General features: G+C 77.5%; 13 protein-coding genes. 5 read left to right on the top strand and 8 right to left on the bottom strand.

Features of this window, described 5'->3' with window-relative positions:
- The 3 genes from VF468_06110 to VF468_06100 all read left to right on the top strand — a co-directional run.
- The coding region (locus VF468_06110; GenBank protein HEX5877884.1) for an arginase family protein at positions 1-283 on the top strand (283 nt) is incomplete at its 5' end.
- Positions 284-317: 34 nt separating this feature from the next.
- A complete protein-coding gene (locus VF468_06105) occupies positions 318-896 on the top strand; it encodes an RNA polymerase sigma factor (GenBank protein HEX5877883.1) in 579 nt (192 codons plus the stop codon).
- Positions 893-1708 carry a methylated-DNA--[protein]-cysteine S-methyltransferase gene (locus VF468_06100; GenBank protein HEX5877882.1) on the top strand — a complete coding sequence of 272 codons (816 nt, stop codon included), beginning with the start codon at positions 893-895 and terminating at the stop codon, positions 1706-1708. Before VF468_06105 ends, VF468_06100 begins: the two co-directional genes overlap by 4 nt.
- Here the strand turns inward: VF468_06100 and VF468_06095 are convergent.
- Positions 1705-2106, bottom strand: a complete 402-nt coding sequence (locus VF468_06095; protein HEX5877881.1) for a hypothetical protein — start codon at positions 2104-2106, stop codon at positions 1705-1707. The genes VF468_06100 and VF468_06095 overlap by 4 nt on opposite strands.
- Before the next feature lie 64 nt (positions 2107-2170).
- Between VF468_06095 and VF468_06090 the strand changes: the two genes are divergently transcribed.
- Complete coding sequence (locus VF468_06090) at positions 2171-3661, top strand: leucyl aminopeptidase (protein HEX5877880.1); 1491 nt, start codon at positions 2171-2173, stop codon at positions 3659-3661.
- Positions 3658-4641: a sigma-70 family RNA polymerase sigma factor gene (locus VF468_06085; protein ID HEX5877879.1), complete on the top strand. Its 984-nt coding sequence runs from the start codon at positions 3658-3660 to the stop codon at positions 4639-4641. The genes VF468_06090 and VF468_06085 overlap by 4 nt, the downstream gene beginning before the upstream one ends.
- A 196-nt stretch (positions 4642-4837) precedes the next feature.
- On the opposite strand, the gene VF468_06080 is transcribed toward VF468_06085, so the two are convergent.
- The 7 genes from VF468_06080 to VF468_06050 all read right to left on the bottom strand — a co-directional run.
- A complete protein-coding gene (locus tag VF468_06080; GenBank protein ID HEX5877878.1) occupies positions 4838-8158 on the bottom strand; it encodes an adenylate/guanylate cyclase domain-containing protein in 3321 nt (1106 codons plus the stop codon).
- On the bottom strand, positions 8155-9219 hold the full coding sequence (locus tag VF468_06075) for a cyclic nucleotide-binding domain-containing protein (GenBank protein ID HEX5877877.1): 1065 nt from the start codon (positions 9217-9219) through the stop codon (positions 8155-8157). The genes VF468_06080 and VF468_06075 overlap by 4 nt, the downstream gene beginning before the upstream one ends.
- Positions 9220-9280: 61 nt before the next feature.
- Positions 9281-10036 (bottom strand): DNA alkylation repair protein, encoded by a 756-nt coding sequence (locus VF468_06070; protein ID HEX5877876.1) that lies wholly within the window; start codon positions 10034-10036, stop codon positions 9281-9283.
- Positions 10037-10043: 7 nt separating this feature from the next.
- Entirely contained in the window at positions 10044-10796 is a 753-nt protein-coding gene (locus tag VF468_06065) for a polyprenol monophosphomannose synthase (GenBank protein ID HEX5877875.1), read from the bottom strand.
- Positions 10793-12391: an apolipoprotein N-acyltransferase gene (gene lnt, locus VF468_06060; GenBank protein HEX5877874.1), complete on the bottom strand. Its 1599-nt coding sequence runs from the start codon at positions 12389-12391 to the stop codon at positions 10793-10795. The genes VF468_06065 and lnt overlap by 4 nt, the downstream gene beginning before the upstream one ends.
- Positions 12392-12407: 16 nt before the next feature.
- A complete protein-coding gene (locus VF468_06055) occupies positions 12408-12677 on the bottom strand; it encodes a DUF4193 family protein (protein ID HEX5877873.1) in 270 nt (89 codons plus the stop codon).
- 138 nt (positions 12678-12815) lie between these two features.
- The coding region (locus VF468_06050) for a hypothetical protein (protein HEX5877872.1) at positions 12816-14169 on the bottom strand (1354 nt) is incomplete at its 5' end.

Below are 14169 nucleotides of genomic sequence, written 5' to 3'. Positions count from 1 at the left end.
CGACGACTGCGACGGGGTGTTCCTGTCGGTCGACGTCGACGTGGTCGACCCGGGCATGGCCCCCGGCACCGGCACCCCGGAGCCGGGCGGGCTGACGGCCCGGGAGCTGCTGGACGCGGTCCGCCGCTGCGCGGTCGAGCTGCCGGTGGTCGGCATGGACGTGGTCGAGCTGTCCCCCGCCTACGACGGGCCCGGGCAGGTGACGGCGTTCCTGGCCACCCGGGTGGTGCTGGAGGCCCTGTCGGGGATCGCCCGGCGCCGCGCCTCGGCGGCCGAGGGGTGAAACTCCTCCGGCCGGGGCGGTGTTCAAGCCGGTGATGGAACCACAACCGGAGCTGCCGGCCCGCCTGGCCCGCGACCTCGACGGGTCGTTCGCCGAGCTGGTCGGCGCCTACCAGCGGCTGGTCTTCGGCCTGGCCCTGCGGGTCGTGGCCGACCGGGCCGACGCCGAGGAGGTCGCCCAGGACACCTTCGCCCGGGCCTACTGGGCCCTGGCCGGCTACCCGGCCGAGCGGGTGGCGGCGATGCGGCTGCGGCCCTGGCTGGCCCAGATCGCCCTCAACCAGGCCCGCAACCGGCTGCGGCGGCGGCCGCCGCCGGCCCGGCCGCTGGAGGACGGCGACGGCCAGCCCCTGGCCGTGGCCGCCCCCGCCGCCGCCGAGCCGGCCGCGGTGGCCGAGCGCGGCCAGGACCGCGAGCTGCTGGTCGAGCTGCTGGCCGCCCTGCCCCGCGGCTGGCGCGAGGCGGTGGTGCTGCGCCACGTCGAGGGCCTTCCCTACGCCGAGGTCGCCGAGGTCCTCGGCCGGCCGGTGGGGACGGTCAAGACCCACGTGCACCGGGGGGTGCGGCAGCTACGGGAACACCTGGAGGCCCGAACGGAAGGGGTGCCACGATGAACCGACCCGACGCCCACGACGACCACGGCGGCTGGCGGGAGCTGGCCGAGGGCCTGCACGGCCTGCGGGCCGAGCCCCCGCCGACCCTGGCCCCGGCGGTGCTGGAGCGGGTCGGCCTGGCCGACGCGTTCGTGACCGTGCACGGGCCGGCCGGGCCGCTGCTGGTCGCCTACAACGGCCGGGGCATCTCGGCCACCGCCCCGGGCGGGGACGAGGCCGGGTTCCGGGAGCGGTTCCAGGCCCGGTTCCGGCGGCCGCTGCGGCCGGCCGACCAGGCCCCGGCCAAGCTGGTCGCCCAGGTCGAGCGGGTCCTCGACCCCGGGCGCGCTGGCCGCCCGCCCCGCTACGACCTGCGGGGCACCTCCGAGTTCGAGCGGGCCGTGCTCGCCAAGGCCCAGGAGATCCCCCGCGGCCAGGTCCGCCCCTACGCCTGGGTGGCCGGCGAGCTCGGCCAGCCGGCGGCCGTCCGGGCGGTCGGGGCCGCCCTGGGCCGCAACCCGATCCCGGTGCTGATCCCCTGCCACCGGGTGGTCGGCAGCGACGGCCGCCTGACCGGCTACGCCTGGGGCGTCCCCTACAAGCGGACCCTGCTCGCCGCCGAGGGCGCCGACCCCGACGGGCTGGAGCGCCTCGGCCGCCGCGGCACCCGCTTCTTCGGCAGCGACACCACCCGGATCTACTGCTACCCGACCTGCGCCAACGCCCGCCGGGTCAGCGACCGCCACCTGATGAACTTCAGGGACGTGGCCCAGGCCACCGCCGCCGGCTACCGGCCCTGCCGGGTCTGCCGGCCGCCGGCCCTGGCCGGCTAGCGGCGCCGGCGCAGGTCCCGCACGGCCCGCTCGGCCTCCTGCACGGGCAGGAGCTCGTCGATGACCTCGGCGACCCGCTCGTTGCGGTGCTCGAACTCCAGGCCCTGGCTGGCCGCCGGGAGGTCGCGGGCGCGGCCCTCGGCGGCGTCGAGAGCGGCGGCGGTGGCCGCCTGGGCGCCGGCCAGGGCCGGGTGGTCCCAGGCGGGCAGCTCGGCCCGGGCCGCGTCCAGGCCGGCCAGGAACCCGGCCACGCCCGCGTCCAGCGGCGCCCCGGGCCGGCGGGCCGAGGGGATGGTGGCCAGCAGCGCCCGGATCCCCTCGTCGAGGGCCTTGGCGAAGCCCAGGAACCCGGCCCAGGCCGCCTCAACGGCCGGGTCGGACCGCCGCCGCCTCCACATGGCCGCCACCTCCCCTAGGATTGGCTCCCGCCGCCGACCCGACGATACCCACACGGAGCAGACGATGCCGCGCCTGGCCCTGTCCCCCGTCCGGCCCGAGCGGGCCGACGCCGACCTGCTGGTGCTGCCGGTGGCCGCCGGCGAGGCCGGCCCGGCCGCCCCCCCGGCGACCGCGGCCGTGCTGGCCGCCCTCGGGGCGGACCTGGCCGCCGTGGCCGGCGGGGCCGGGCGGTTCACCGGAGCCCTGGACGACGTGCTGCTGCTGCCCGCCTACGGGGCCGTGGCCGCCCCGGCGGTGCTGCTGGTCGGGGTCGGGCCCGACCCCGACCGGAGCGCCGAGACCCTGCGCCGGGCCGCCGCCGTGGCCGTGGGCGCCGCCGGCAAGGCCGCGACCATGGCCACCGCCCTCCACCAGGCCGGCGTCCCCGGCGCCGACGGCGTCGCGCTGGCCGCCGTGGCCGAGGGGACCGTGCTGGCCGCCTACCGGTTCCAGCGGCACAAGTCGGCCCCCGATCCCGACCTGGCCGCGGCCACCCTGCTGGTCGACGGCGACGGTGAGCTGGCCGCGGCCGAGCCGGTGCTGCACCGGGCCGAGGTCGCCGCCCGGGCCACCCTGGCCGCCCGCGACCTGGTCAACGAGCCGGCCAGCCGCATCAACCCGGCCACCCTGGCCGCCGAGGCGGTCCGCCTGGCCAAGGCGGCCGGCCTGGAGCACGAGGTGCTGACCGGGCCGGCCCTGCGCCGGGGCCGCTTCGGGGCCGTCCTGGCCGTCGGCGGCGGGTCGGCCACCGGCCCCCGCCTGGTCCGGCTCCGCTACCGGCCGCCCGGGGCCGGCCGGCACGTGGCCCTGGTCGGCAAGGGCGTGACCTTCGACACCGGCGGGATCGACCTCAAGCGCGGCGCCAGCATGGACGGGATGAAGGACGACATGGCCGGGGCGGCGGCGATCCTGGCCGCCGTGGCGGCCGCGGCCGAGCTGGAGCTGCCCACGGCCGTGACCGCGGTCCTGCCCCTGGTCGAGAACATGCCCGGGGCCTCGGCGATGCGGCCCGGCGACGTCGTCACCGCCCGCAACGGCGTCACCGTGGAGGTGACCAACACCGACGCCGAGGGCCGCCTGATCCTGGCCGACGGCCTCGCCCTGGCCGCCGAGGACGGCCCCGACGCCATCCTCGACCTGGCCACCCTGACCGGCTCGGTGGTGCACGGGCTCGGGCTCGGCTGCACGGGCGTGTTCGGCAACACCCCGGCCCTCACCGCCGAGGTCCTGGCCGCCGCCGCCCGCGCCGGCGAGCTGGCCTGCGAGCTGCCCATGATCGAGGACTACCGCCGCTTCCTCGACTCCGAGGTCGCCGACCTGGTCAACGCCACCAACGAGCCGGGCGACAGCGTCCAGGCGGCGCTGTTCCTGCGCGAGTTCGTCGCCGGCACCCCCTGGGTCCACCTCGACATCGCCGGCCCGGCCACCGCCAAGGAGGCCCGCTACTACCAGCCCAAGGGGGCCAGCGGCTGGGGCGTCCGGACCCTGCTGGCGTTCCTGGAAGGGCCGCGGTGACCTCGGCCCCGGAGCACGAGCTGCTGGCGGCGGCCCGGGGCGACGACGGGGAGGCGTTCGGCCGGCTGGTGGCGCCCTACCGGGCCGAGCTGCACGCCCACTGCTACAGGATGCTCGGGTCGGTCCAGGACGCCGAGGACGCCCTCCAGGAGGCGCTGCTCGGCGCCTGGCGGGGCCTGCACGGGTTCGAGGGCCGCAGCTCGCTGCGGGCCTGGCTGTACCGGATCACCACCAACGCCTGCCTGCGGCTGGGGTCCCGGCGGCCCCGGCGGCTGCTCTCGGCCGACTACGGGCCCGCCTTCACCCAGACCGACGACCTCGGCGAGCCGGTGGGCGAACCGGTGTGGCTGGAGCCGTTCCCCACCCCCGAGGGCCGCTATGAGCTGCGCGAGAGCGTCGAGCTGGCCTTCGTGGCCGCCCTCCAGCACCTGCCGGCGACGCAGCGGGCCGTGCTCATCCTGCGGGAGGTGCTGGGGTTCTCGGCCGCCGAGGTGGCGGGCATCCTCGACACCACCCCGGCGTCGGTGAACAGCGCCCTGCAGCGGGCCCGCAAGGCGGTCGACGAGCGGGTCCCGCACCCCTCCCAGCAGGCCGAGCTGGACGCCCGCGGCGACGGCGGCCGGCGCGAGCTGGTCGACGCCTTGATGGCCGCCTGGGAGCGGGCCGACGTGGCCGCCCTCCTGGAGCTGCTGGCCGACGACGCCCGGTTCATGATGCCGCCCCTGCCCGCCTGGTTCGCCGGCCGGGCCGCCATCGGCCGGTTCCTGGCCGGGCGGATGTTCGCCACCCCCTGGCGGCTGGTCCCGCTGGAGGCCAACGGCCAGCTGGCCGTCGCCTGCTACCAGGGCGACCCGGCCACGGGCCGGTTCCGGCTCAGCGCCGTCAACGTGCTCAGCGTGCGCGGCGGGCGCATCTCGGAGCTGGCCGGGTTCGTCGACCCGGCCCTGCACCGGTTCTTCGATCTGCCCGCGGAGCGATGAGTTCCGGCCCGCCGCCGGCTCTCATGGGTGAAGGGAGGACGAACCATGGGCAAGCTCGTTGCCTGCAACATCATGTCCCTTCCGCATCGTCCGCCGCGCCGACGCCCACCGGCGGGTCACCGAACTCGAGCAGGAGCGGGGCGGGAGATCCTGGTCTTCGGCAGCCGCACCATGTGGTCGGCGGCGGCACCCCCCGCTACGAGGTCGGCCGCGGGACGGGCTGAGCGGCCGCCGCCTCGGCCCGGGTGGCGCCGGGGTGGTTGTCCTTGGCGCGGTAGAGGGCCAGGGCGGCCTTGGCGTGGTGGGCGGCGTCGGCGGGGCGGCCGGCGGCCGTGGCCACGGCGGCCTGGTCGAGGAGGGCGTCGGCGCGCATGGACAGCATGTCGGTCGGGGCGGCGATCGCCACCGCCTCGGCGGCCAGCCGCTCGGCCTCGGCGAGCCGGTCCTGGGCGGCCAGGGACCTGGCCGCGGCGCCGCGCCAGCGGACCTGGGCGAACAGGTCGTCGTGGGCGGCGATGGCCTGGCAGGCCATCGCCGCCTGGAGGGCCTCGTCGGGCCGGCCCAGCTGGTGGAGGACGTGGGCCAGGTCGGCGGTCAGGTTGGAGCGCATGCCCGACTCGCCCTGGCGCTCCAGCACCCGGATCCCCAGGCGCAGCTGCCGCTCGGCCCCCGCCGGGTCGCCGGCCAGGGCCAGGGCGCCGGCCACGAACTCCCGGGCCAGGGCGGCGACCCGGTTCTCGCCCATGTCGCCGGCCAGGGCCAGGGCCCGTTCGGCGGTCGCCAGGGCCGCCCCGGGCTGGCCGGCCATCGCCTGGAGCCCGGCCATCGACTGCAGGGCGGTCAGCTCCAGGCGGCGGTTGCCGGCGGCCTGCTCCAGCAGCTCCTGGCAGCGGCGGATCCCCTCGGTGGCCGGGACCGGGCCCCAGAAGGCGCTCTGGGCGAGCAGGCCCCGGGCCCAGGACTCGGCCGGGTCGTCGCGGGCCAGGCGGGCGTGGGTCATGGCCTGCCCGGCCGCCGCCTCGGCCTCGGCGATGCGGCAGCGCAGGAACCCGAGGGCGGCCAGCAGCCCCCACGCCTTGGCCAGGCCCCGCTGGTCCTCGAACTCGGCGAAGGTGGCGATGGCCCACCGGGTCTCCCCCTGGAGGGCGTCGGTGTCCAGGTCGCTGGCCACCCCCACCTCCATGCGCAGCCGCCCGACGCGGGCGTGGGCGGCCAGGCGCTCGTCGCCGCGGCCGGCGGCGGCGGCCGCGACCTGCTCCAGGAGCGCCTCGGCGCGGGGGAAGTCGCCGGTCGAGACGAGCACGTCGGCCAGCTCGACCAGCAGCTCCAGGCCACCCGGGTCGCCCACCGGGAGCAGGCTGACGGCCCGTTCCAGCAGCTTGGAGGCGGCCGGGAGGTCGCCCCGGCCGAGCGCCCGGCGGCCGGCCGCGCCCAGCCGGCGGGCGGCCGCGGCCGCCAGGCGCTGGTTGTGCTGGTCGGCCATGCCCAGCTCGACCCGGTAGCGCCAGGCCTGCTCCAGGTGGTAGCCGACGATCTCCTCGATCTCGCGCAGCCGCGGGCCGGCGACCCGCTCGACCCAGACGGCGAACAGCTCGTGCAGCTCGGCCCGGGCCTGCTTGGGGACGGAGTCGTAGGTGGCGTCGCGCAGCAGCAGGTGGCGGAACTGGAACCCCTGGTCGCCGCCGAGGCGCGACGGCGCCGGGCGCAGCAGCTCCCGGCGGACCAGGGCCTGCAGCCGGGCCGGGACCGATCCTCGTTCGGCGGGCGGGGTGAGCTCGACCACGGCGCTCTGCTCGAACACCTGGCCGGCGACGGCGGCCCGCTCCAGCACCGCCCGCTCGGGGTCCTCGAGCCGGTCAAGGCGGGCCGTGAGCAGGGCCTGGATGCTGGGCGGGATGCCCAGGTCGCCGAGGTCGGCCGCCTCCCAGCGGCCGTCGCTGCGGCGCAGGCGGCCCTCCTCGACCAGGGCGGCCAGCAGCTCCTCGAGGAACAGCGGGTTGCCCTCGGCCGCCGTGGTGATCCGCCGGGCGACCTCGGCGGGCAGGGCGACGGGGCCGGCCAGGGCGGCCAGCAGCCGGGTCGCCTCGGCGTCGCCGAGGGGCTCCAGCAGCAGGGTGGTGGCGTTCAGCTTGCCCCCGGCCCAGCCGGTCCGCTGCTCCAGGAACTCGGGCCGGGCCATGGCCACGAGCAGGATGGGGGCGCCGCGGCCGTAGTCGGCCACGTGCTCGACCAGGTCGAGCAGGCCCGGCTCGGCCCAGTGGAGGTCGTCGAGGACCACGACCAGCGCGCCGGTCGAGTAGGCCCGGCTCGCTTGCCCCGGGCCTGCCGGAGCTCCGGCGGGCCTGGAAGCATCGCCGATACTCGACCGGCGCGCTGGCGGGTTGCGGTCGGCCAGGAGCTCGAGCAGCCGCCGGAACGCCCACGGGGCCTCCTCGGCCGGGCCGGGGCCGGCCTCCAGCCCGATGAGCTGGGCGATGCGGGCGGCGACGAGCCGGCGCTCCCGGCCGGGGTGGTCCCCCGGTGCATCGGCCCCGGCGTCCACCAGCCGGTCCAGCTTGGCCCGGGCCTCGGCCGGGGGGTCGGTGTCGGCGATGCCGGCGGCCTGGCGGACGACCTCGGCCACCGGCCAGTAGGTGATGCCCTCGCCGTAGGACAGACAGCGCCCGCGCAGCACGGTCGCCCCACCGAGGGCGGCCACGGCCTCGCCGACCAGCCGGGTCTTGCCCTGGCCGGCCTGGCCGAGGATGGTCAGCAGGTGGCTGCTGCGGGTGCTCACGACCCGCTCGTACACCCAGGTGAACAGGCGCAGCTCGGGCTCGCGGCCCACGATCGGGGCGTCCTGGCGGCGGGCGTGGCCGGGGGCGCCCGGGTCGACCTGGCGGAGCCGGTAGGCGACCACCGGGGCGCCCCTGCCCTTGAGGTGCAGCGGCGTGACCCGCTCGGCGGAGACGGCGTCCCGGACCAGCCGGTAGGTCGACTGGCCGAGCAGCACCTCGCCGGGGGCGGCGACCTGCTCCAGGCGGGCGGCCACGTTGACGGCGTCGCCCAGGACCAGGGCGTCGCCGATGGCCGGGTCGCCGGTGACGACCTCGCCGGTGTTGACGCCGGTGCGGGCCTGCAGCCGCAGTCCCCAGTCGCGCTCCAGCTCGTCGTTGAGCTGGTCGAGGCCGCGGAGCCCGGCCGCGGCCCGGACCGCCCGCAGGGCGTCGTCCTCGTTGGCCACCGGGATGCCGAACACGGCCACCACGGCGTCGCCGACGAACTTCTGCACCCGGCCGCCGTGGCGCTCCAGGATCGCCCGCAGGTGGTCGAACCAGCGGGCCATGACCACGGCCAGCGACTCCGGGTCGAGCCGCTGGCCGAGCGCGCCCGACCCGGCCAGGTCGGTGAACACCACCGTGACCGTCTTGCGGGCCGGGCGGCTGGTCGCGGCGGCCGCCGGGAGCTGCGTCCCGCAGCTCAGGCAGAAGCTGGCCCTGGCCGGGTTCGGCTCCCCGCAGACCGGGCAGATGGTCACGCCGGCCCGCCCCCGGCCGGGTCGTCCCCGGCCGGCTCGGGGCCGGGCCAGCCCCGGGTGCGGGCCAGCTCGGCCAGGGCGGCGTGGTCGATCCGGTCGCCGGGGACGGCCGCGACCCGGCAGGCGGTGACGGCCCGGAGGGTGGCGGTCCGCCGGCCGCCGTCCAGCAGCGCCACCTCCCCCACCACCGCCCCCGGGCCGAGCTCGGTCACGCAGCGGCCGTCGATCTCCACCGCCAGCAGCCCGTCGAACAGGAGGTAGAGCTCGTGGCCGGGGTCGCCCTGCTCGACCAGGGTGGCGCCCCGGCGCAGGCGCAGCCAGTGGGGCGCCGAGCCGAGCATGACCCGGGACAGCTCCCGTTCCAGGGCGGTCTCGACGGCGGTGGCCCGCACCGGGGCGTCGCGGCCGCCCCAGGGGGTGAAGGGGTCCCAGGCGTCGGCCTGCCAGCCGGTGAAGTCGACCACCCCGGAGGTGGCGATGAGGTGGCCCATGTGGTCGTAGACCCAGTGCCGCGGGAACGGGCTCGCCCCGACCAGGGCCTGCTCGCTGCGCCCGTCGGCGTGGATGGTGAGCGACAGCGTCGTCCAGGCGGCCGGGGCGGCCAGCCGCGGCGACCCGACCGGGTCGGGCCGGTACGGCATGCCGACGCTCAGGAGCCCGCCGGCGGTCTGGGCGAACCGCACCCAGCCGTCCCCCACCTCCGGGTCGGGCCGCAGGTCGGGCAGGGCCGCGGCGCTGAACCCGACGAACGCGGGGGGCTCCGCCCCCCGCGGCCCCCCCGAACCCGGACCTGCACCGGCCGGGTGGCCGGGGGCGCCGACGTGGCCCTGGCCGGACTGGCCGCAGCCGACGATGCGGCCGCCGTCGACCTCGACGAAGCCCTTGAGCTGGTTGGCCAGCCGGACCCGCCCGCCGGCCAGCAGCGCCGGCAGGTCGTCGAGGTGGTCGGGCGGCGGGTCGTCGTACTGGGCGGCGCCCACGTGGAAGTGGAGCCGCTGGCCCCCTTCGACGCAGTCCAGGGGGACCCAGGAGACGGCGGTGACGGCGGACTCGATACGCACGGCAACGCCCGATGCTATCTCAGCAGGTGCTCGAGCAGGTCCCGGACCCCTCGGCCGGTGGTCATCGGTGTCCTCCTGTGGGGGCGCGGCGGCCGCGGCCCGCCCCCCGCGGGGGCCGCTTGGTGCCGGTGGCCAGCTTGGCCCGGGTCTCCCGCACGGCCACGGCGGGCAGGCGGCCCTGGTGGCGGCCGACGAAGGCGGCCACCTCCTCCGGGCACGGGACCAGCCAGCTGCGCAGCACCCACGAGCTGGCCTTGGGCAGGGCCGCCTCCCGGTCGCCGGCCAGGCCCAGGAGCAGCTCGGCCACCCGCGGCCACAGCTCGGCCGCGTCGCCGGCCCGGGCCAGGCGGGTGCAGGCGACCAGGGCGACCCGCCGGGTCCAGGGGTGCGGGTCGGCGGCCATGGACGCCAGCAGCGGGAAGCGCCGGTCCGGGTCGAGCGCGACCAGGGGGCCGAGCACGTTCATGCCCAGCTGGTCGGTGGTCTCCCAGTTGTCGAGCAGGGCCGTCCAGGCCCGCACCCGGTCCGGGTCGGTGGCGGCCAGCGCCGCCCGGTCGCCGGCGAGCAGGAAGCAGGCGACCAGCTGCTCCTCGCGGATGCCGGCGTTCCAGAGCCGGTCGGCCAGCTCGGCCACCTGGGCCGGGGTGGCGTGGCGGTGCCGGCGCCGCCAGCCGGCGGCGGTGCGGCGCAGGTCGCCGACGCGGGCGCCGTAGAACGGCCGGCTGGTCCTGATGATCGGTACCGAGGTGAGTTCGGGGGCCAGGGCGCGCAGGGTCGCGGTGATGGCGCCCGCCTCGGCGGCGAGGTCGAGGCCCATCGGCGGCTCAGCCGCCCTTCGCGGCCACGCTGTCGGGATGGCGGGACCGGGCCCGGCGCCGGCCCCCGGTGAGGGCCCACTGGGTGACCCGGAGGAGCGCCTCGGCCACGATCTGCTTGCTCATCTTGGATACCCCGGAGGCCCGTTCGGTGAAGGTGATCGGCACCTCCGTCACGGCGAATCCCTCCTGCCAGGTCTTGTGGACCATCTCGACCTGGAAGCAGTAGCCGTTGGAGCGGACCGTGTCCACCCCGAGGTCCTCCAGGACCTCCCGCCGGTAGGCCCGGTACCCGGCCGTGCAGTCGTGGACGGGCATGCCGAGGGCGAGCCGGACATAGGTGTTGCCGCCCCGGGAGATCGCCTCCCGGAGCCGGCTCCAGTTGACCGTCCGCCCCCCGGGCACGTACCGCGACCCGATGACCAGGTCGGCGGTGGCCAGCCCGTCCAGCAGGGCCGGCAGCCGGTCCGGGGGGTGGGACAGGTCGGCGTCCATCTCGACCAGGGCGTCGTAGCCCCGTTCCAGCCCCCACCCGAACCCGGCCCGGTAGGCGGCCCCCAGGCCCTGCTTGCCCGACCGCTCCATCAGGTGGACCCGGGACTCGCCGTCGGCCCGGTCCAGCACCAGCTTGGCCGTCCCGTCGGGGCTGCCGTCGTCGACCACCAGCACGTCGACCCGCGGGTCGGCGGCCAGGACCCGGTCGAGCACCTCGACCACCGACTCGGCCTCGTTGTAGGTGGGGATGACCACCAGGGCCCTCATGGCTCGCTCCGCAGGGGGGCCAGGACCCGCTCGGCCACGGCCTGGTCGGCGGCGGCGCTGCGGCGGCGCCACAGCAGCCCGGCCAGCAGGAGCCCGCCGGCCGTGACCCCGACCAGGACCGCCTCGATCCCCCGCCCGTAGCGGACATAGGGGGTCTTGGCGGTGCGGGGCAGGGCGGGCACACGGATCACCGTGTCCTGGTACAGCCCGGTCTCGAAGCGGGTCTGCCCGGCCGGTCCGATGACGGCGCTGATCCCGGTGACGGCCGCCTGGACGATGGTCCGGCCCGACTCGACCGCCCGCAGCTGCCCGGCGGCCAGGTGCTGGCGGGGGCCGGCCCCGGTCCCGAACGAGGCGTTGTTGGTCATGATCAGCAGCACCTGGGCGCCGTCGCGGGTGAGCTGGCGGGCGTCGCCCGGGTAGGCCGACTCCCAGCAGATCAGGGGGCCGACCCGGACCCCGTCGACCAGCAGCGGCTCCAGCCGTTCGCCCGGCACCTTGTCGTAGGGGACGCCTTCGCGGGTGGCCGGGATCAGCCGGCCCAGCACACTCCCGAAGGGAACGAACTCCCCGAAGGGTACCAGCCGGCGCTTCTGGTAGCGGTCGGCGAGCTGGCCCTCGGCGGTGTAGAGCAGGCCCTCGGTGGCCCGGTGGGTGTCGTCCAGCCGGGTGGTCGCCCCGAGCAGGATCGGCGCCCTGGCCGCGCCCGCCGCCCGGGCCACGTCGGCCTGGCGCTCGGGGCTGCTCAGGGGGTCGGCGTCGGCCGCCCCCTCGCCCCAGACGACCAGGTCGGGCGGGTCCCCGGGGGTGAGGGCGAGCGTCTCGGTGCGGCGCACGTGGTTGTCGAAGACCCGCTCGGTGGTCTGGCCCTGGGCGAGCCCGTGGCCGCCGCGCAGGCCGGCCTGGACCACGACCACGTCCAGCGGCGGCCCGGACGGGGCCGGGGCCGCCGGGACGGCCAGGGGGGCCCCGAGCAGGCCCGCGACCAGCAGCGGCAGCCCGGCAAGGGCGGCCCAGCGGGCCCGTCGGCTGCCGTCGCCGGCGCCCCTGAGGAGCGTGCGCAGCCAGAGGGCGACGGCCAGGTTGACGGCCACGATGACCGCGGCCAGGCCGAACCCGCCCACGACCCGGGCCAGGGGCAGCAGCGGCCCCTGGTCGTGCTGGCTGACGGCGAGCAGCCCCCACGGGAACCCGCCCAGGGGGTGGTGGGCCCGGAGCAGCTCCAGCACCGCCCAGGCGGCCGGGAGGACGGCCAGCCGCCACGCCCCCAGCGGCCGGGTCGCGGGGACCAGGGCGAAGAAGGCGGCGACGGCGGCCGCCTGGATGGCGCTCAGCGCCCCCCAGGCCAGCCAGGCGACCGCCCCGGTCCAGGACAGGAACTGGGCGATCCAGAGCAGGTGCAGGCCGAAGAAGGTCAGCCCGGCCACATAGCCGAGGGCGGCCGCCTTGAGCGGCCGGACGTCGTCGGTGGCCAGCAGCAGCGGGACCAGCGCGACCAGGGCCAGCGGCCCCAGGTCGAGGGGCGGGAACGCCGCCGCCAGCAGCGCCCCGGTGACCAGGGCGGCGAGCAGCCGGAGGGCAGCCGCCCGGCTCACCGGGGTTGCTCCATGCCTAGGCGCAGTCGCGGCACAGCGTTCGCCGGCGGTCGGCGAGCTGGCTGCGGTGCTTGACCAGGAAACAGCTCTTGCACACGAACTCATTCTGCTGCACCGGCAGCACCTTGGTGGTGAGCGACTCGCGTGCCTCGTCGCGGCCGGTGGCCAGCAGCGACTCGTCCTCGTCCTCGTCGTCGGTGATGGTCGGCCGGTCGGCCTTCTTCGCGATCAGTTCTTCCAGAGAGGCTTCGACCTGCCCCTCTTCCTCTTCCTCTGCTTCGGCCACTGGGTCTCCTTCTTCGTTCGTCGCGTGGCGTCCCCCAGCCAACGCATCCCGCCGGGCGGTTGTTCCCGAAGGTCGGCGCAGTATGGGATACCGGATTCCGGAACGCAACGAGGCAAGCTCCCCGGCCCGGCCCCGGCGTCAGGCCCGGAGCGCCGCCACCGAGGTCCGGTCGGGGCCCTTGCGGACCTCGATCGCCGCCGGGAGCAGGTCCTTCACCTCGTCGTTGTGGGTAACCAGGAGCACCTGGCGGAAACGGCCCTGGAGCCTGGTCAGCGCGTCCAGCATCCGCTCGCGCCGCTCCCGGTCCAGCGCCCCCAGCACCTCGTCAAGGACGAGCAGGCCGAGCTCGCCGGCGCTCTCGGCGATGACCAGGCTGACCGCGACCCGCAGGGACAGGCTGGCCAGGTCGTTCTCGGACCCGGAGAAGCGCGACAGCTCGTACTCGGTGCCGGCGTCGGCGATGCGGATGGCGTAGTCCTCGGGGTCGACGACCAGATCCTGGTACTCGTGGTCGGTCAGCTCGGCGAACAGGGCCGCGCTCTCCACCGACAGCCGCCGCCCCAGCCGGCTGACCAGGTGCAGCCGGAACCCGGCGATCAGGTCGGCCAGGCGTTGCAGGTAGGCGGCCTGCTCCTCCAGGCCGGCGACCCGTTCGTGCTGGGCGCGGGCGTCCTCGAGGGCCACCTGGCGGGCCTGGGCGAGCCGGGCCGCCCCGGTCAGGGCCTGGGCGGCGGCGCTGCGGGCGCCGTGGGCGGCGGTGGCCGCCTGGGTGGCCGCCCGCTGGCGCTCCCGGGCGGCGGCCAGGACGGCGTCGGCCGGGCCGAGGGCGGCGGCCTCGGCGTCCAGGGCGGCCGCGCGGGCGTCGGCCTGGTCGGCCCGGGCCAGGGCCTGCTTGGCCAGGCCCCGTTCGGCGTCGGCCTGGGCGACCCGGCGTTCCAGCCCGGCCAGCTGCAGGGCCGCCTCCTGGCGGGCGTCGGCGGCCTCCTTGGCCCGGCGCCAGGCGTCGGGGTCGAAGCCGGGGTCGGGCGCCTGGTCCAGGGCCTGGCGGCGGGCGGCCACGTCGGCCACGTTGAGCTCCAGGGCGGCGCTGGCCGCCTCGACCAGGGCGACCGCCTTGGCCGCCCTGGTCTCGGCCGCCCGGGCCTGCTCCAGCAGGCCGGCCAGCTCGGCCCGGCGCCCGGCCAGGGCCTTGCCGGCGGCGACCGCCTCCTGCCTGGCCTGGCCGGCGGCGGCGTTGGCGGCGGTGGCCGCGGCCAGCTCCTCGTCGTGGTGGCGGCGCAGCTCGGCGTGGGCCGCCCCCAGCGGCTGGCCGCAGGTCGGGCAGGGCGCGTCCGGGTCGAGCTCGGCGGCGGCCGACGCGGCCCGGGTGGCCGCCTCCAGCCGGTTGGCGGCCGCCCCGGCGGCCTCGCTCAGCTCGGCGTGGCGGTCCCGGGCGGCGGCCAGCCGCGCGTCCAGGTCGGCCAGGGCCTGCTCGGCCTCGACCCGGGCCGCG

Source organism: Actinomycetota bacterium (assembly GCA_036280995.1).
Lineage (GTDB): Bacteria > Actinomycetota > CALGFH01 > CALGFH01 > CALGFH01 > CALGFH01.
The sequence above is the reverse complement of the archived record's forward strand: the minus strand, read 5'-3'. Positions and strand labels throughout refer to the sequence as shown.

Bases quoted from the DNA above. Each gene is read 5' to 3' on its own strand.
- VF468_06105 (HEX5877883.1), top strand. From the start codon at position 318: ATGGAACCACAACCGGAGCTGCCGGCCCGCCTGGCCCGCGACCTCGAC.
- VF468_06100 (HEX5877882.1), top strand. From the start codon at position 893: ATGAACCGACCCGACGCCCACGACGACCACGGCGGCTGGCGGGAGCTG.
- VF468_06095 (HEX5877881.1), bottom strand. From the start codon at position 2,106: ATGTGGAGGCGGCGGCGGTCCGACCCGGCCGTTGAGGCGGCCTGGGCC.
- VF468_06090 (HEX5877880.1), top strand. From the start codon at position 2,171: ATGCCGCGCCTGGCCCTGTCCCCCGTCCGGCCCGAGCGGGCCGACGCC.
- VF468_06070 (HEX5877876.1), bottom strand. From the start codon at position 10,036: ATGGGCCTCGACCTCGCCGCCGAGGCGGGCGCCATCACCGCGACCCTG.
- VF468_06065 (HEX5877875.1), bottom strand. From the start codon at position 10,796: ATGAGGGCCCTGGTGGTCATCCCCACCTACAACGAGGCCGAGTCGGTG.